This window comes from Salegentibacter sp. (assembly GCF_036568425.1).
Lineage (GTDB): Bacteria > Bacteroidota > Bacteroidia > Flavobacteriales > Flavobacteriaceae > Salegentibacter.
In genome coordinates this window covers 1-16,451 of sequence record NZ_DATCSO010000008.1, presented here as the reverse complement: position 1 = coordinate 16,451, position 16,451 = coordinate 1, and the positions used below count along the sequence as shown (strand labels likewise).

12 protein-coding genes and 2 tRNA genes are annotated in these 16,451 nt (G+C 38.3%); 10 read left to right on the top strand and 4 right to left on the bottom strand.

Annotated features, from left to right (window positions below):
* Positions 1-49 precede the first annotated feature (49 nt).
* Positions 50-122 (top strand) — tRNA-Gly (locus tag VIM94_RS01040).
* A 16-nt stretch (positions 123-138) separates the two neighbouring features.
* Positions 139-224, top strand: a tRNA-Leu gene (locus VIM94_RS01035).
* Positions 225-754: 530 nt separating this feature from the next.
* On the opposite strand, the gene VIM94_RS01030 is transcribed toward VIM94_RS01035, so the two are convergent.
* Both VIM94_RS01030 and VIM94_RS01025 read right to left on the bottom strand, forming a co-directional pair.
* A complete protein-coding gene (locus VIM94_RS01030; RefSeq protein ID WP_332037437.1) occupies positions 755-1,420 on the bottom strand; it encodes a response regulator in 666 nt (221 codons plus the stop codon).
* Positions 1,413-1,778: an ATP-binding protein gene (locus VIM94_RS01025; RefSeq protein WP_332037436.1), complete on the bottom strand. Its 366-nt coding sequence runs from the start codon at positions 1,776-1,778 to the stop codon at positions 1,413-1,415. Before VIM94_RS01025 ends, VIM94_RS01030 begins: the two co-directional genes overlap by 8 nt.
* A 712-nt stretch (positions 1,779-2,490) precedes the next feature.
* On the opposite strand from VIM94_RS01025, the gene VIM94_RS01020 reads away from it, so the two are divergent.
* The 6 genes from VIM94_RS01020 (at position 2,491) to VIM94_RS00995 (ending at position 13,157) form a co-directional block, all read left to right on the top strand.
* A complete protein-coding gene (locus tag VIM94_RS01020; RefSeq protein ID WP_332037435.1) occupies positions 2,491-3,531 on the top strand; it encodes a LacI family DNA-binding transcriptional regulator in 1,041 nt (346 codons plus the stop codon).
* A gap of 122 nt (positions 3,532-3,653) precedes the next feature.
* Positions 3,654-6,116 carry a hypothetical protein gene (locus tag VIM94_RS01015; RefSeq protein ID WP_332037434.1) on the top strand — a complete coding sequence of 821 codons (2,463 nt, stop codon included), beginning with the start codon at positions 3,654-3,656 and terminating at the stop codon, positions 6,114-6,116.
* A 39-nt stretch (positions 6,117-6,155) separates the two neighbouring features.
* A complete protein-coding gene (locus VIM94_RS01010; protein ID WP_332037433.1) occupies positions 6,156-9,203 on the top strand; it encodes a TonB-dependent receptor in 3,048 nt (1,015 codons plus the stop codon).
* Positions 9,204-9,233: 30 nt separating this feature from the next.
* Positions 9,234-10,706 (top strand): RagB/SusD family nutrient uptake outer membrane protein, encoded by a 1,473-nt coding sequence (locus VIM94_RS01005; RefSeq protein WP_332037432.1) that lies wholly within the window; start codon positions 9,234-9,236, stop codon positions 10,704-10,706.
* 19 nt (positions 10,707-10,725) lie between these two features.
* Positions 10,726-11,835 carry a glycoside hydrolase family 130 protein gene (locus VIM94_RS01000; protein ID WP_332037431.1) on the top strand — a complete coding sequence of 370 codons (1,110 nt, stop codon included), beginning with the start codon at positions 10,726-10,728 and terminating at the stop codon, positions 11,833-11,835.
* A gap of 11 nt (positions 11,836-11,846) precedes the next feature.
* Positions 11,847-13,157 (top strand): sugar porter family MFS transporter, encoded by a 1,311-nt coding sequence (locus VIM94_RS00995; protein WP_332037430.1) that lies wholly within the window; start codon positions 11,847-11,849, stop codon positions 13,155-13,157.
* Positions 13,158-13,336: 179 nt separating this feature from the next.
* Here VIM94_RS00995 and VIM94_RS00990 read toward each other — a convergent pair whose 3' ends face one another.
* Positions 13,337-13,762, bottom strand: a complete 426-nt coding sequence (locus VIM94_RS00990) for a hypothetical protein (RefSeq protein WP_332037429.1) — start codon at positions 13,760-13,762, stop codon at positions 13,337-13,339.
* A gap of 391 nt (positions 13,763-14,153) precedes the next feature.
* Here VIM94_RS00990 and VIM94_RS00985 point away from each other — a divergent pair, with 391 nt between their 5' ends.
* Positions 14,154-14,939, top strand: coding sequence for a hypothetical protein (locus VIM94_RS00985; RefSeq protein WP_332037428.1), 786 nt, complete (start codon positions 14,154-14,156; stop codon positions 14,937-14,939).
* 101 nt (positions 14,940-15,040) lie between these two features.
* Here the strand turns inward: VIM94_RS00985 and VIM94_RS00980 are convergent, their stop codons facing one another.
* Positions 15,041-16,126, bottom strand: a complete 1,086-nt coding sequence (locus VIM94_RS00980; protein ID WP_332037427.1) for a Gfo/Idh/MocA family oxidoreductase — start codon at positions 16,124-16,126, stop codon at positions 15,041-15,043.
* 139 nt (positions 16,127-16,265) lie between these two features.
* Between VIM94_RS00980 and VIM94_RS00975 the strand changes: the two genes are divergently transcribed.
* Positions 16,266-16,451 (top strand): DJ-1/PfpI family protein (locus VIM94_RS00975; RefSeq protein WP_332037426.1); only part of this gene is annotated, 186 nt, incomplete at its 3' end.

The following is a 16,451-nucleotide window of genomic DNA, read 5'->3' as shown; positions in this document are numbered from 1 at the left end:
CAATAATACTTGCGACCGCGAATAAAATCGTGGTAGTTCTTTCAAAAACGCGAAAATAGCTCAGTTGGTAGAGCGCCACCTTGCCAAGGTGGAGGTCGCGGGTTCGAATCCCGTTTTTCGCTCATTCAAATTTTCCACGCTCGGATGGTGGAATTGGTAGACACGTTGGACTTAAAATCCAATGGACAAATGCGTCCGTGCGGGTTCAAGTCCCGCTCCGAGTACATAAACCCTTGTTAATCGACTGATTTTCAAGGGTTTTTTGTTTTCATGGTGCCTATAGTGCTAAGAAGGATTCATTCAGCTCCCGGAGGATTCTAAACTTCCAAAAAATGCTATATGAAAAGAAAGGTTTTTGAGTTCTTTGCCTCTGGAATTTAGAAGAGAAGAATATCTGGAAATTGTATCTCGCTTAATGTTGATAAATTATACTGTCTGGTGTTATAGTTCCCAATTCGATAGATCCGGATTAATTTAGGTGAGGCATGCTTTGCGTCAAACCCTTAAAAACTACTATTCTCTAATAAGTGGAAATGTGGAAACCTGGAAAATGAAGCAATAAGAGTGCTATCCTATTAATTATTAGGTTTTTTCTTAATTTATTTAGTCTGTTTTTGTGGGAGAGCCAATGTTTGGACGCTTTGATGACTAATCCTACCTGTTATTGTTATAAAACTTAAAAAAATAGCCAGTTCAAAAACAGAAAAATCGACCCTACCCAATTTTGCATGTTTTATAGAACTGGCTTTTATATTTAAATCAATTTTAGATCTTTCATTATACTCACCAGGTGAATAGAATTATTTGCCTGGAACTCTTCTTTTAATTCTTTCAGGCGTTTTTCAATAGCACTTTTGCTGTTGGGCTTTATTCCCTCTGATTTTAGTTTTTCTTCTATTTGATCCTGGGTAAAACCTTCAGCAAGGTATTGTACAATCTTGATCTCAAAATTATTAAGGACTAGTATATTATCCTGCCTCAGGGAATTTTCTATCTCGGGAGAATTGTAATTATTCCCGGCCCAAAGCGTATTTATTGCTTCTTTTAATTCTTTTAAACCGTTGCGACCCTTGCAAACATAGGCTTCTATATTACCTGAATCCCATAATTTCCTTACCGTTTGAGGATGATCTTCAATAGAATTGACAATTACTTTAAGATGGGGATCTTCCAGTTTCAAGATATCAATAAGTTCACTTCCGGAGGTGATTTTCTCATTGCGGTGATCTTTTTTAAAAGATAGATCACAGATTAGCAAGTCATAAGGATCTTCCTCTTGTATAGCTTTTTTTGCCAATAACCAAGCCTGATCACAGTATTGGGCATGGGCAATATTTTCTATGCTCATTTCAGAAAGGCTGGCTGCAACAGCGTGGTTGATGCTATCCATGTCTTCTGCTATGAGTACTTTTTTAAACATACTTAAATTGGAATTTTAATACTGCTCTTAGCCCTTTTCCTTTTTCTGCTTCAAAGGTAATATCTCCTCCAATAGAAAAAATACGGTTTTCCATAATTTGGTTCATGTTCCCGTTTCTCAAATCATTGTTCGTACACCCATTTCCCTTGTCGGAACAGGTCAATTCCAGGTAATTACCGGTATTTTCTAAGCTAATGGCTACTAGCTTTGCTCCATTGTATTTTTTTATATTAATTATTAATTCCTGGAGAACCCTATAAAGAATAATCTTCTTTTCTGATGCTAATTTATTTCGGTGAATGGCTTCCTGGCCCCGAAGTATGATTCTTGTATTTAATGAAGTATTGGAAGTAAGCATGGCTGTATGGCTGGAGAGATAATTTTCTCCTGTATCTATAGACCTGTTTTCCCGGGAAATATTTCTGGTCCTGGATTAAATACTCTTGAGCCCCGCCTGTTCTTCACAAACGCCAAAGACTTGTTGAGGTTATAAAGTCTATCCTTAACCTGTTGTACCTCTTGAGCTTTTTGGAAATAGACAAGATTACTATCAGAAGGTTTGCGGTTATTTTCCTCCTGATTCTCAAATCGCTTGCATGAAAAAGTAGCAATAAGGATTAAACCTATCAGCAAAGAAGAAAAGCATGGAATTTTCATAAGGTGAGATTAAAAAAAGCCATAGAAGTATCTTTATCGGGATTTTCTTCACATTAAGTAGAATAAATACCTTGTTACTTTATACCATCCGGTGACTTTTCTAAAGTACAGGAGGTAACGAGGAAATTTTAAAGTAGTGACAAATTATTTAATAGATTCCAAGAGTATATTCAGGTGAATGATGTTTGAATTTTTTTTGAGATGAACAGAGTTTCGGGTAATAGCCGTTGTAAAGTGATAGAGCCCTCGTGACGAGTTCTTACTTAAATGATTATGCCCTATGAGCTCCTATGGAGACATCTAATAATTCTTAAATTGAAAGGATCTATCTGGTAATGGATCTTTTCAATTTTATACATTTGCTATTATTTTGTATTTAATCCAACTTTTTTACTATAAAAATCCCTTAAAAAATGAAGCGTAAAAAAATATCGATGAAAGATATTTCTAAGGAATTGGGGATTTCCATAACTACAATTTCCTTTATTGTTAATAATAAAGCAGAGAATAAAATTAGTAAAGAGGTAATAAAAAAGGTTGAGGATTATATTCAAAAGGTAGGTTATAAACCTAACTCTTCTGCCCAATCACTACGAACAGGTAAATCCAAATCCATCGTTTTTATGGCTGAGGATATTTCAGATCCGTTCTTTTCTGCTATTGCCAAACAGATGGAGGAGATTGCATTTAAAAATGGTTACAATATTATTTATTGTAGCACTGAAAATGACAGGGAGAGAACTCTGGAGCTCTTAACTCTTTTTAAAGGGCAGGTTGATGCTTTTATAATCACCCCACCAGAGAATTTTGAAAATGACCTGAGAAAATTGATTTATGAAGACCAGCAAACTGTAATGGTTTTTGACAGATACTTTAAAAATTTCAAGCATAATTATGTGGTCCTTGAAAATTTTGAGGGAGCTCAAAAGGCGGTGACCGGGTTTTATGAATCAGGGAGGAGAAATATAGCATTCGTTGGGATTGATTCTCAATTATCTCCATTAGTAGAGAGACATGAAGGGTATTTAAATATGATTAATAAACTTCAATTACCTGCCTATGAATTATTTCTGAAATTTGACCAGGTAAAAACTCCGACCGGTATGGCTGCAATTAGCAATTTCCTGGAGGAAAATCCGAATATAGATTCTATTCTGTTTGCTACAAATAATCTTGCCATTAACGGATTGCGTGTAATAAGAGAAAAACAAATCAAAATTCCTGAAGATTTGGCTATAATATCTTTTGATGAGCGTGATGTCTTTGAACTCTATTCTCCCCCAATTAGCGTAATAGCTCAACCAATTTCTGAATTAGCGAAAGAACTTATAAATGGGACTCTGGAAATTCTCGCTTCAAAAAAAGAAAAAATGCATTTTTTTACTAAAATCTTGCCGGGAGAACTAATTGTAAGGGATTCCTTGCATAAAGTAAAGAATTTAAGCTCCAGTTAAGATAAGGAGATTCTAACTTTTCATTCTTGTTAAATAATTTGGTAAATATAATATAGCTATTTATATTAGCTGCCTAGTAAAACGTTTTACTATACCGTTTTCGACCAGTTTTAAACATGCTTATGCGATTAGAATCACTATTATCAGTCTTTTGTTTGTTAATTTTTTCAGGAATTGGATATTCTCAGGAATTAGGTTTAGCAGTAAGGGGAAATGAAGAAAACGGCTATTTTGTTCAAATTTTAAATGAGTCAGAAGAATTAATTGATAGTCCGGGTGAATTTAGCCTTAATCTGTCTAACCTTGATCGTAGTGTAAGGTCAAGTTTAGAGAACTGGAAAGCTGCTTCCTATAAGGAAACCGAAAAGGGGGTTGTTTTGGAAAGAGCTCATTATTTGAAAGATTTCGATGCAAATCTTTATTTGGAAGTAGAGTACGAAAGAGTGAGTGCCACACTTATCAGGAAAACCTTTAGGATTAGCCAAAATTCCATTCCTAACTTCTACTATTCTGTAGATTTCACTAACGTGCCTTCGTTAAGCCCAAGGGAGTATGTAAGTTTTGAACATGAAAATTTCAAAGGCGGAATGGTACACGAATTATATCCATCAGCCGGATTTATAACTAAAGAGAATGATGTGGTGGGGTTTCTAACCGACCCGGGATACAAAAATAATTTTACCAGAACTACAAGGAGACGTTTTTCAGGCAGGGGTGGTGGAATGGTAGGAATGCGCATATTGCCAGATGCGAAATTGCTTTCAATAGCATCGCCAGAAGAACAGGATAACGGGAAACATTATATAAAATACACTTTTGGGGAGGCTCTGAATTTGGATCATGGTGAAAGTTGGGAGTTAAAAGTACCTGATTCATATTCTAAAACCGGAAATGTTGATTTAAAACAAGGTGATTCCCTTATTGAAATGAGCTTTCCTAAGGGTGATAAAGCCGGAATGGAATTTATGTCTGGGATGGAACCTCAAAAAATTTACAGTATTTCCTTCTCAGCGAAAGGGGAAATGCCTCTGGCCTTAAAATTATATGAATATAAAGATGGAATTGAAGGTTCTGAATTGGAACACGGTATAAAATATATAGACGGGTTCCCATTGGAAAAAAATTCCTGGCAGGAATTTAAGGCTAGTGTGATGCTTTCCTATACCGAGGCGGAAGACGTTAAGGTATTTATTGGAAGGACAAATGGGTTAAGGGGCTCTATTGATATTAAAAATTTAAAAATAGTCGAGCATAAGCCTTACCGTCTTGATTATAATAAATTGCCGATGGGGGAAACTGTGGAAAAAGTGACCTATGTTTTCATTAAGCCCTGGGACGGCCAGAAGGATTTCAAGATCTCCTCACAAGTTAAGCTTGCTGAAGGTATGGGGTTTGAAGGCACTGAAATAGAAAAAATGCTTTATGCTAATTTTCAAATGATGACCTGGGTAATTTCAGTTGATGACGAAAAACCATTTAATGTTCCTAATCTGAACTATTCTCCGGATATGTATAACAGAGATTCTTTTTGGTCTGTAATCTCTACTTATAATAAAGATCTAAATACTTCAATCTGGAATCAGTGGACAGCCACCCAAACTCCCGAGGGGGCAATAGGAACTATTATTACCCCATATATGGGATCGGTTGAAGCCAAAGATAATGAGGCAACTATAGAGTGGTTGATTTGGGGTTTGCTGAATAAGAGAAGATTTGGTGTGGAATTGCCAAAAGAAAAGATACAACTTGCTGCAGATTATATATTAAATGAATTTGATGAAAACAGAGATGGGAAATGTGCTTCGCATTTTTCTATGAGCCAGGTAGATGTTATGGAATACCATCCAAAAACAGAACGGATGGCCGCGAATCAAGGAATGTTTGCTGTTGCTTTAAAAACCATCCAGGCTCTGGGCTTAGAGATAGAAAAAGATTATGTCATGCTCGCAGAGCAGGAGTATCAGAATTTTTATGATGAGGAAAGAAAACATTTGCTTTTTGATACAGATTACCCAGATCTTATAAGTGTTACTGATCTTGTTCCTGAATTTCTTTCGCTTTGGATTTTTGAAAAACCTATGCTTACAGATGAAATGGTGCAAAATCATCTGGATCAGATTCCAGCACTTAATAAGGTTAAAAATTCTTCACATCCGGAAATTGGAACCACGGCTCCAATAATTCTGAGGTTAACTGATGATGAAAAAGCTTATACTTATATGGATGAAAATTATCAGCCCTTTGGAGATTTCGGAGCGAATAACTACCAAGATAACAGCAGAGATGGGTATTACTATAATGGTGGTAGTTGGTTAAGGGCTGAATATACCGCCTATGCAGTAGGATCTTGGCATGGTTGGAAGCCTGCGAAAAAACGGATGGAGAATCGATTATGGGCGGAGAAAAACCTGAATCCAAATTGGCCCTATAGTAAGGAATTTATTCCAACGAAATGGAATTCTTACGATGAATGGTGGCCTTCCACCCGGGGTCTTAGCTGGAATGTCTTCGTTTTAATGGCTAATGAATTTGTAGGGGATAGAAAACCTGAAATGGACCCGGATTTTAAAAAGGAAAATCAATAAATACTAACATACTGGAATACTAATTTTAAATAAAAAATGATGAAAAAAAATAGTTTAATTCTTAGCCTGTTGCTAATTCTGGCAAGCCTTAGCTGGAGTGCTACTTTTGCTCAAACTGTGACCGGAGTTGTAACGGCTGCAGATATTCCCATTCCCGGCGTTTCGGTTGTGGAGAAAGGTACCAATAATGGTGTTGTAACCGATTTTGATGGTAATTATAGTATTGAACTTAATGAGTCTGATGCCGTGTTAATTTTTTCCTATGTTGGGTTTAAGACACAGGAGATAAGCGTAGAGGGAAGGAGACAAATTGATGTATTCCTTGAAGATGAGGTTTCACAATTAGATGAGCTGGTTGTGGTTGGGTATAAATCTCAAAAAGGCAGGACAATTTCCGGGGCACTCACTTCGGTTAATGTGGGTAATCTCGAGTCCAGAAGGGTTCCTGAAGTTACCCAGGCACTTCAAGGGCAGGTTGCCGGTGTAAATATTACCCAGAGTACCGGTGCACCAGGAGATGAGGTTGAAGTGAGAATTCGTGGGAATGGAACTATAGGAAATAACAACCCGCTTTATGTAATTGATGGAATTCCATCAAGAGAAATATCTTTTCTTAATCCTTCTGACATTAAGTCTATGACTGTACTAAAAGATGCTTCAGCAGCTTCAATTTATGGTTCCAGGGCAGCAGGGGGTGTAATTGTTATTGAAACCAAAAATGGGGGAGATCGTAAAGGTATCCAGGCAAGTTATTTTACAGGATTTCAAAAAGTAACCAATCTCCCAAATATGCTTAATGCCCGGCAATATATGCAAACAGTAGAGCAGGCCTGGGATAATGCCGGTTATGAAGGAGAAAATCCTTATACAGGAGATCTTAACAGAAGTGATTTTGCTGATGTGGATTATCTTGATGAACTTTTTGAACTAGGTCGCACCCATAGTGCGCAAATAACTGCTTCAGGAGGGAATGAAAATACTGACTACTTCTTGTCGGGAGGATATTTTGGACAAGACGGGCCTGTAGTCTACGACAATGACCAATATGAAAGAATTAATTTCCGGTCAAATATTCAGTCTAACGTAACAGATAGATTTAGAGCTGGTGCTAACCTTCAGGCATCATATGAGTATAAAGATAGAATCTCCTCCAGTGGGGATGCTCCCGGAATTATAAGACATGCTTTTTTGCGTCCTCCGATAATTCCTGTGAAAAAAGATCCTTCTGATCCTACTTATTCTGAAGAGGATCCATTTACCGATTTACCTTTTTATCAGGGACCCGATAGTTTTGAAAGCAATAAATATGAATATTCCCAAAACCCTATAGCATTAGCGTTTTTCACAGATGATGCGGCAAGAACATTTAAAACTTTCGGAAATCTTTTTGCTGAATATAGTTTCCTTGAGGATAAATCTTTAACATTCAGAACCAATTTCGGAGCGGATATTAATTTTATTCATAATAAGGCTTTTGCTGTAAATTTTGGAGATGATGATGGAGGAGGAGCAGCCCGGGATAGAGGTTTAGGGAGACAGAACAGGCCTAATGGTTTAAGTGAAACCCGTGGCGAAGACATCACCTTAACCTGGAATAACAGCCTAAATTATTCGAAAGAATTTGAAGAGCATAGTATAGATGCATTGGTGGGTACAGAATATATAACCTCTAAATTGTCTAATTTAAATGCTTCCAGAGCACGATTTGATTTTACTCAACCTAATTTTCGATATATAGATTTTGGTGATACAGAACAAGATTTGTGGAATGGAGGCTTAGCAGAGGAGTGGTCATTATTTTCATTCTTTGGAACAGCAACTTATTCTTACCAGGATAAATATATGGTTACCGCGAATTTACGAGCAGATGCTTCTTCGAGGTTTGCCGAAGAGAATCAATGGGGTTATTTCCCGTCATTTTCTACCGGATGGATGGTTTCAGAAGAAGAGTTTACTGAGGACCTTACCTGGTTATCTGAACTGAAATTAAGAGCCAGTTGGGGACAATTAGGAAACCAGGAAATTCCAAATTTTGCTTACTTAACCTTATATAGAAGAGATGCCGATCGGTACCTAATAAGTCGATATGGAAATCCTGATTTGAAATGGGAAACGACCACCCAGACCAATGTTGGTTTGGATTTCGGAATAATCGATAATAGGATATATGGTAGTGTAGATTACTTTAAGAAAGAAACCACAGATATTTTGCTACCTATTTCCCTTCCAAATTTTGTGGGGGATGTATCACCAACCTTCCTTAATGCCGGAGAAGTTAGTAATAGCGGACTTGAATTTGCATTATCCTACAGAAATTATGATAATGAATTCAAATATTCCGTTAGTGGTAACATAGCAACCTTAAAAAATGAAGTAAATTCATTACACCCTAACCTGCCTTATATCAATGGAAGAGTTACCCGCACCCAACCAGGAGAAGCATTGAATTCTTATTATGGGTTTATCCAAGAAGGAATATACCAGAATGAGCAAGAGATAGCTGATCATTTGGACGGTACACCTAATCCACCACAAAAGCCAGGTGATATCAAATTCAAGGATTTGAATGGAGATGGCAGAATCAATGATAATGATAGGGATTTTATTGGGAACCCTAATCCAAAATTGAGTTTTGGGTTGAATGCAGGATTTGATTATAAAGGTTTCGATTTTAGTTTGCTTTTTCAGGGAGTCAGCGGCGTCGACCGATATAATGATTTGAAAAAGATAATTGATTATGATACCCGTCCGTTTAACTTCACAGACAGGGTGCTAGGAAGTTGGGATGGAGAAGGATCGACTAATTCCATTCCCCGAGTAAGCTTTACCGATAATGGGAGTAGCCGGATTTCAGATATTTTTGTTGAAGACGCTTCTTATCTTCGATTAAAAAATATTGAATTAGGTTATAGCTTAAGTTTACAGGAAGAGATAGGAGTTGAAAGTGTTAGAATTTATACTTCCGGCCAGAATCTCTTTACGATAACGGATTATTCAGGGCTTGACCCCGAATCAACAGATTTAATTGATTTTGGTACTTATCCTCAATCATTGACAGTTTTATTTGGTGTTAATATAACCTTATAATAAAAAGGTTTGAAATTAAAAAATTATAAAATGAAAAATATAACAAAAACAGTAATTATAGCCCTGAGTGTGATTCTTTGGGGGTGTGAATTAGATGAGGAGCCTATAGGTTTAATAACCAAGGACCAGATTAGTTCTGAGCCTACCGCAAGCACTATTACTTCGAGTGTAAACTCAACCTATCAACTTCTTTCCTCCACTTTAAATATAGTGGGTAATTGGGCCTGGGATGATGGCCAGGTAACTAAAAATGATTTCATCTTACAGGATATTGCCGCAGGCGATATGAATAAAAAATGGAATCCTGACGGGGACCAGGCGTGGATGGATGAAATTGCAGCCTTTAATTTCACTTCCATGAACGGTGCATTTAATGGAGCATGGAGTTATGACTATGAAGGAATTTCCAGAGCTAACCAAGCCATTGCGACTTTAGAAAATACCGAAGTAGTTTCGACGACAAGCTTAACAGAAGAGGAAAGGAGTCGTTTATTAGGAGAGGCATATTTCCTTAGAGCTTTTTATTACTTCGATTTAGTTAATCTTTTTGGGGATGTTCCATTGTTGACAGAACCATTAGAGGATTTTGAAGCCGCTTATGAAGTTTCTGAAAGGGCTCCAAAACAGGAGGTTCTAAATTTAATAAGTGATGATCTGGAATCTGCAGCAAATCTTCTGCCAATGGGAAAATACTCAAGTCCTTCAGAACCCTGGAGAGTTTCTTTAGGTGCGGCTAAAGCTATGCAGGCAAAACTAGCACTATACCAAGAGGAATGGAATACTGTGATTAGCCATATTGAGGAATTACAATCCTGGGGCTATTATTCTCTAAATGACCATTACTTTGACGCCTTCGACGTATCCAAGGAATTTCAGGAAGATGAGGTGATTTTTGCTTATGACCACCAGGAACAACAGAATCCCGGAAAGGGTAATGGACTTGCCGCTTTAATGGGATGGGGTTTTGTAGCCCCAACCGATGATTTCAAAGCTGCTTTTGAGGAAGGGGATCCTAGATTGCTTTATACAGTAGAAAGTGATGAACAATCTGTTCATAAATTGCTGGGAACTACAGATGGACGTTATAAAGGGAATGATGATTCCCCGGGCAACAGAGTATATATAAGATATGCCGATGTATTGCTTTGGAAGGCCGAAGCCTTAATTGAAACAGGAGAAGTAGAAGCCGGTCTTGAAATTATTGATCAAATAAGAGTAAGAGCAGAGAACACTCCGGCTTTAGACGGCACCTCAACCAGTCTGGCTAAAGTTTCAGGTGAGGGATATTCTCAAGAAAAGGCTTTAGAGATTTTAAGGCACGAACGTAGGCTTGAACTTGGGTTTGAATCACATAGATTTAATGATTTAAGGCGGTGGGGTATTGCCGAAGAGGTATTAACAGAAATGGGGAAAAACTTCCAGGACTACAATTACCTTTATCCAATTCCTCAAGGTGAAATAGATAAAAGTGGTGGGCAAATTGAACAGAACCCGGGTTACTAATTTTTAAAATGATATTATTATGAATAAATGTTATATAGCAATTTTTGTATCCCTGGTTAGTTTGCTGGGATACAGTCAGGAAAAATTGGAAAAAGAATGGATGATGGGGCCTTTTGAAAGGTTTGAGGATGCCAAACCCATTATACAGAAAGATAGTCTAACCACATTTAAAGATCCTATGACCGACAAAGAGATCAGGTGGGAATCTATGGCAACCTTTAACCCGGCAGCTATAGTTAAGGATGATAAAATTCACGTGTTATATAGAGCTGAGGAGAAATTAGGAGAAAAAGAAATTGGGGGCCATACTTCCAGGATTGGACTGGCTGTATCCAGGGATGGAGAAGAATATAAACGAAAGAGCGAACCCATTTTCTATCCAGATGATGATCACCAAAAAGAGTTTGAATGGACAGGTGGCACAGAGGATCCACGAATTGTAGAGACCGAAGATGGACTTTACGTTCTTACTTACACCCAATGGAACAGGGAATATCCAAGGTTAGCGGTAGCAACCTCAGAAGACCTGGAAAACTGGGAAAAACAAGGGCCTATTTTTGAGGAATGGAAGGATGGAAAGTATCACAATACCGAGACAAAATCTGGAGCTATAGTTACCGAGCTTAAGGATGGTAAACTTGTCGCTGCTAAGATCAATGGAAAATACTGGATGTATTACGGGGTGCCTCATATTTGGTTAGCAAGCTCTGATGATTTAATTAATTGGGAGCCAGTAGAAGACTATGAAGGTAATTTGGCACCTGTCCTGAGCCCACGCCCGGGCTATTTTGATTCCTGGTTAGTTGAAGCAGGACCACCACCAGTTTTAACTGAAGATGGTATTGTTGTTTTGTATAATGCGGGGAACTCTCAAAATATTGGAGTAGAAGAATTAGGAAATAGGATATACACAGGAGGGCAGGCTTTGTATGATGCAAATGAACCATGGAAACTCCTGGATCGATCTGAAAAACCGTTTATAAAACCCGAGTTACCTTTTGAAAAATCGGGTCAGTATATAGATGGAACAACATTTATTGAAGGTTTAGTTTTCTTCGAGGATGAGTGGTATCTATATTATGGAACAGCCGATAGTATGGTAGGAGTAGTAAAAACTAATAATGACTAGAAAAATTTTCTATGGCTTTAAGTAAAAAACTTCTAACCGGTGCAATTGTTTCTAGTTTAGGAGGTTTATTATTCGGTTTTGATACGGCGGTAATATCGGGTGCCGAACAAGGTCTTAAGGTTTTTTACGGCCTTGATCCTGTCGCTCATGGATTTACAAATTCTATAGCATTAATAGGGACGATTATAGGTGCTATCTTTGCTTTTTGGCCTGCCCAGGAATTAGGTAGAAAAAAATCTCTTTTATTTATTGGTTTCTTATTTGGGTTGTCTGCTATAGGCTGTGCCCTAACCAGTAATTGGGAGCTATTTTTACTATATCGATATTTAGGCGGACTGGGGGTTGGAGCCTCTTCTGTGATTGCTCCAATGTACATCTCTGAAATTTCTCCCGCTACGCACCGGGGCCGTTTGGTTGGATTGTTTCAATTTAGTATTGTTTTCGGGATTTTGTTAGCGTTTATATCCAACTACTTTTTAAAGACTGAAATTCAGAATGACGCTTGGAGATGGATGTTAGGTGTAGAAGCAGTTCCGGCCCTAATATTCTTTCTTCTTACCTTTTTTATTCCTAAAAGCCCACGATGGATGATAATAAAGGGCAATGATGAGGAGGGGCTTAATATTTTGAAACAATTGGGCGATCTAAAGGCAAAAGAAACCTTTGACAGCATCAAAAACTCCTTACAGCAGAATGTAAAAAAAGAAAAATTATTTCAGAGTAAATATTTCAGGCCTATACTTTTGGTCTTTTTAATGGCTACCTTTAATCAGTTTTCGGGGATTAATGCTATTATGTATTATGCTCCGAGGATCTTCGAAATGTCGGGAATCGGCCAAGATAGTGCTTTTCTCCAAGCTGCATCTGTAGGCTTTGTCAATATGGTATTTACTATCATAGCTATGAGCCTTATAGATAAGATAGGGAGGAAAAAACTTATGATCTGGGGGACTTTAGGAATGATCATAAGTTTGATTTTTAGTGCATTTTATTTAAATGAGTCTGAAATTGGATCAGGTTTATTGATCGTTCCTATTTTGATTTTTATCGCAAGTTTTGCATTTTCCCAGGGAGCGGTTATTTGGGTTTTTATATCAGAGATTTTTCCTAATCGGGTTAGAGCCTCAGGTCAATCCTTTGGCACCTTTATTCACTGGTTCTGGGCGGCTATCCTTACCTGGATGTTTCCAGTGGTAGCCGAATTGCCAAATGGAGGCACATATGCTTTTGGTTTTTTTGCCTTAGCGATGATTTTTCAATTACTTTTCGTTTTTAAATTATTTCCGGAAACTAAAGGAAAGACTTTGGAAGAGAATGTTTAGTTTGTATTTGTTTTTGATTAAAAAAAGCCTGATGATAACATCGGGCTTTTTTTTACCAATTTGGTAACGTAAAGCCTATCTGCTCCGGGAGTTAAGGCAAAATTTTATTTTCCTTAAAAATTGGTTCAAACCAGGATGGAAGGAGAGGGTTTAAGGCGGCAGGAATAGTATTAGACTTCCTAATACATCTCTGGGGTGACATCAATGTTCAGGATAAACTTGCCGTTTTTATCATAATAATTATAGCTCATCGTGATATTATTATCCCGGAAATCTTTTAGATCGGGGCTTGAGCTTACATTTTTAATGATGCCCGGTCTTATATATTTTTCTACAGTATCTGTATTTACTTCTTGCTTAGACATATTGACCAGGGTATAATGATATTTAAAAACCTGATCGCTCACGGTAGAAGCGCTGTCTAGCCTGGAATATTCATCGACCATCTTAGGGGAAATTTTATTTACTTCCAGGGCTGCATCGGCCAGCTGTTCTTCCAGGTTATTGCTAGAGAAGAAAAAATACTGAACAGCAAAGAAAGCTATTCCAAAAGTTACGGCGAAGGAGATGCTTTGTATAAGTATATCCTTTTTTGATTTTCCCATAGGTTTGATGTCAGCTTGAAGTTGTTTTTCTAGGTGAATCTAAAGTATAATTTTTTATTGAAATGTAGTTTTTCCCGGTAATAGTTAATAACCTGTTCATTACTTATTTATAGGGGATTTCAAATTAGCTTATATTTTTTTAATTTAGTTATGCCTATAAACCACAGATTTATAGTCTTGTAAAGCGATGGACTTTTGAGCAATGCAATGAAGATGCTTTAGCGTTTTGATTAGAAATTAAAAAAACCGGCTATACCTACTACGTTGGTTGTTGTTATAAGATTAATTTTCCGGATCCCGGATCACAAGGTGATAGCTGTTCGCCTATAATTTGCGTGAACAGAAAGGAATTGCCTTTGCGATTCTTTTTCCGGAACATACTATAGCCCCAATGAAAAGTAAATTCGATTGTTTGATAATTGCCTCGCAGTATAGTGGTGCCAGGGAAGTGTTTGATCTCTTAAAGGAGAATTTAATAACCGATACAGCTCCTACAATCCTGCAGAATAAAGCTATCCTGAAATGTAAGTCGGCTGAAGAAACTAAAAATCTAAAGGTAGGGATTTTCGAATTCGAAAGCCTGGAGGAGCTGGGCCAAACCGATATTTCTGAATGCTTACTGCCACAGGCCAGTGTTTATCTGATGCTTAGGAATCCCGTATGGCGCAGTTTTGCTGCCTACCGGAAAAATCGTGAAGAAGGGACAGAACGTTCCAGTTTTATAGAAGCTGTAAAATGGGATAGTAGTCCACCGGAAGTGGGGCTGGGGCCACAGAATACGAGTTATATCATCGCAGGAAAATATTCTGAAGGCATTAGGTCCTTATTGCAACAAACGCAAGAACACCGGCTCCAAATCCTTGAATTTGAAGAACTACGGCGGGCACCTTTTGATATCTTGCTGGAACTTAAAGAAAGCCTCGGCCTTCAATTCAAGCATTCCCCTGAAGAGATTAGCCTTAATCTAAGCAAACAAAAAGTGGCCGGAAGGAGATTGGGAATATTCAGGGCTCTTAGACAAAACCCTGCTGAACTCGATGAGGAAACGGCAAAATATGTCTACTACACCTATTTTAAAAGAGATATCGAAGAGGTGGAAGAACTGCTTTCAACCAGTTTTACCTCCTGGAAATTTGCAGGGAAAGCTCTCGATGGAAGCTATATCGCTAATCTTTGAAGGACAGGTTGTGTAGGAATAAAATGCCTAAGACAATACCTGGTAATTAAAAGCCCCGGATTTTTTAAGTTTAAGATTTGAAAGGATGCTCCCTGGGCCTTCTAGCCAAGCACCATTCTTGCTCCCTTGTTTCCCGCCGATTCATAGATCTTTTCCAGGATCGCGATATCCCGCAGGCCTTCCTCTCCAGGAACTAAAACCGGGGTGTCATTTATAATTGCCCGCGCGTCATCATCCATTTGCACCGCTTGTTGATTTTTCCCGAAAGGAGGTAAGATAGTGCCATCGCTGGCCTTCCCTTTAACTCCTCTATAACTCTGGAAAGGCCTTAAAAAATACCATCCTTTTTTGCAATTTATTTCCAGATTGTTCAGGTTTTCCCCAAAACTGGTCTTGCAGCTGGCGGTTATCCCATTGGGGAATTCAAGTTCAAAACTGGTGGTTTCATCTACCTCTGTAAAGATCTCCGGGCGCTTAGTACTATGAGTGGCGCTAAGAGCAATAGGCTCCATTCCGGTGCTATACCTGGCTGCATTTAGCGGATATACCCCCATATCATACAAGGCCCCGCCACCCATTTCTTTTTTTAGTTTCCAGGGGTTCATCGGGGAACCATAATACCCCGCCTGGGCTTCAAGGTTTTTGATGGTCCCAAAAGGCCTGGTTTCTGCCCATTTCATTATTTTTCGGGTATTGGTCTCGTGCTGCATGCGGTATCCTATAGAAAGTTTTACCTTATTTTTTTCGCAGGCATTAATGATGTTCCTGCATTCTTCTGCAGTACGCGCCATGGGTTTTTCACACCACACATGCTTGCCGGTTTCGGCGGCTTTAATTGCATATTCTGCGTGCAGGCCGGTTGGCAGTACGATGTAGATCACATCGATTTCCTCATTATTGGCCATATCCGCCATATTTTCATAATTGTAGACATTCCTGTCTTTTATGCCATATTTCTTTTGCCATACAGGAATTTTGCCCGGGCTTCCGGTAACTATGCCTCTTAATTCGCACAAGCCGGTTTCCTGAAGAGCCGGGGCCAACTGAGTGCTGCTGTAATAGCCCAAACCTACAAGGGCAACGCCGAGCTTTCCTTTTTTCTTCGGAATCATAAAATTTGGGAAAGGCAGGGCACTGGCAGCAAGGAAAAGCCCAGACTGTTTTATGAAATGTCTTCTATTAGGCATAGCGCTTGGTTTTTGAATCTATAATTTATAAAAAACGAGACTCTTTTTCTCTGTAATGGGCTGGTTTTTAACGATTATTTAATGCAGATACCTGTAGGATTTAGTAAATTAAGCTTGCTTAGCTTTAAATGATTTTATTATGAAAAAAATACTCTTCCTTACCGGCGATTTCGCTGAGGACTACGAAACTATGGTGCCATTTCAAATGTTGGAAATGCTTGGTTATACCGTTCATACGGTATGCCCCGATAAAAAGAAAGGCGATAAGATAAAAACCGCCATCCACGATTTTGAAGGAGACCAGACCTATACCGAAAAGCCGGGG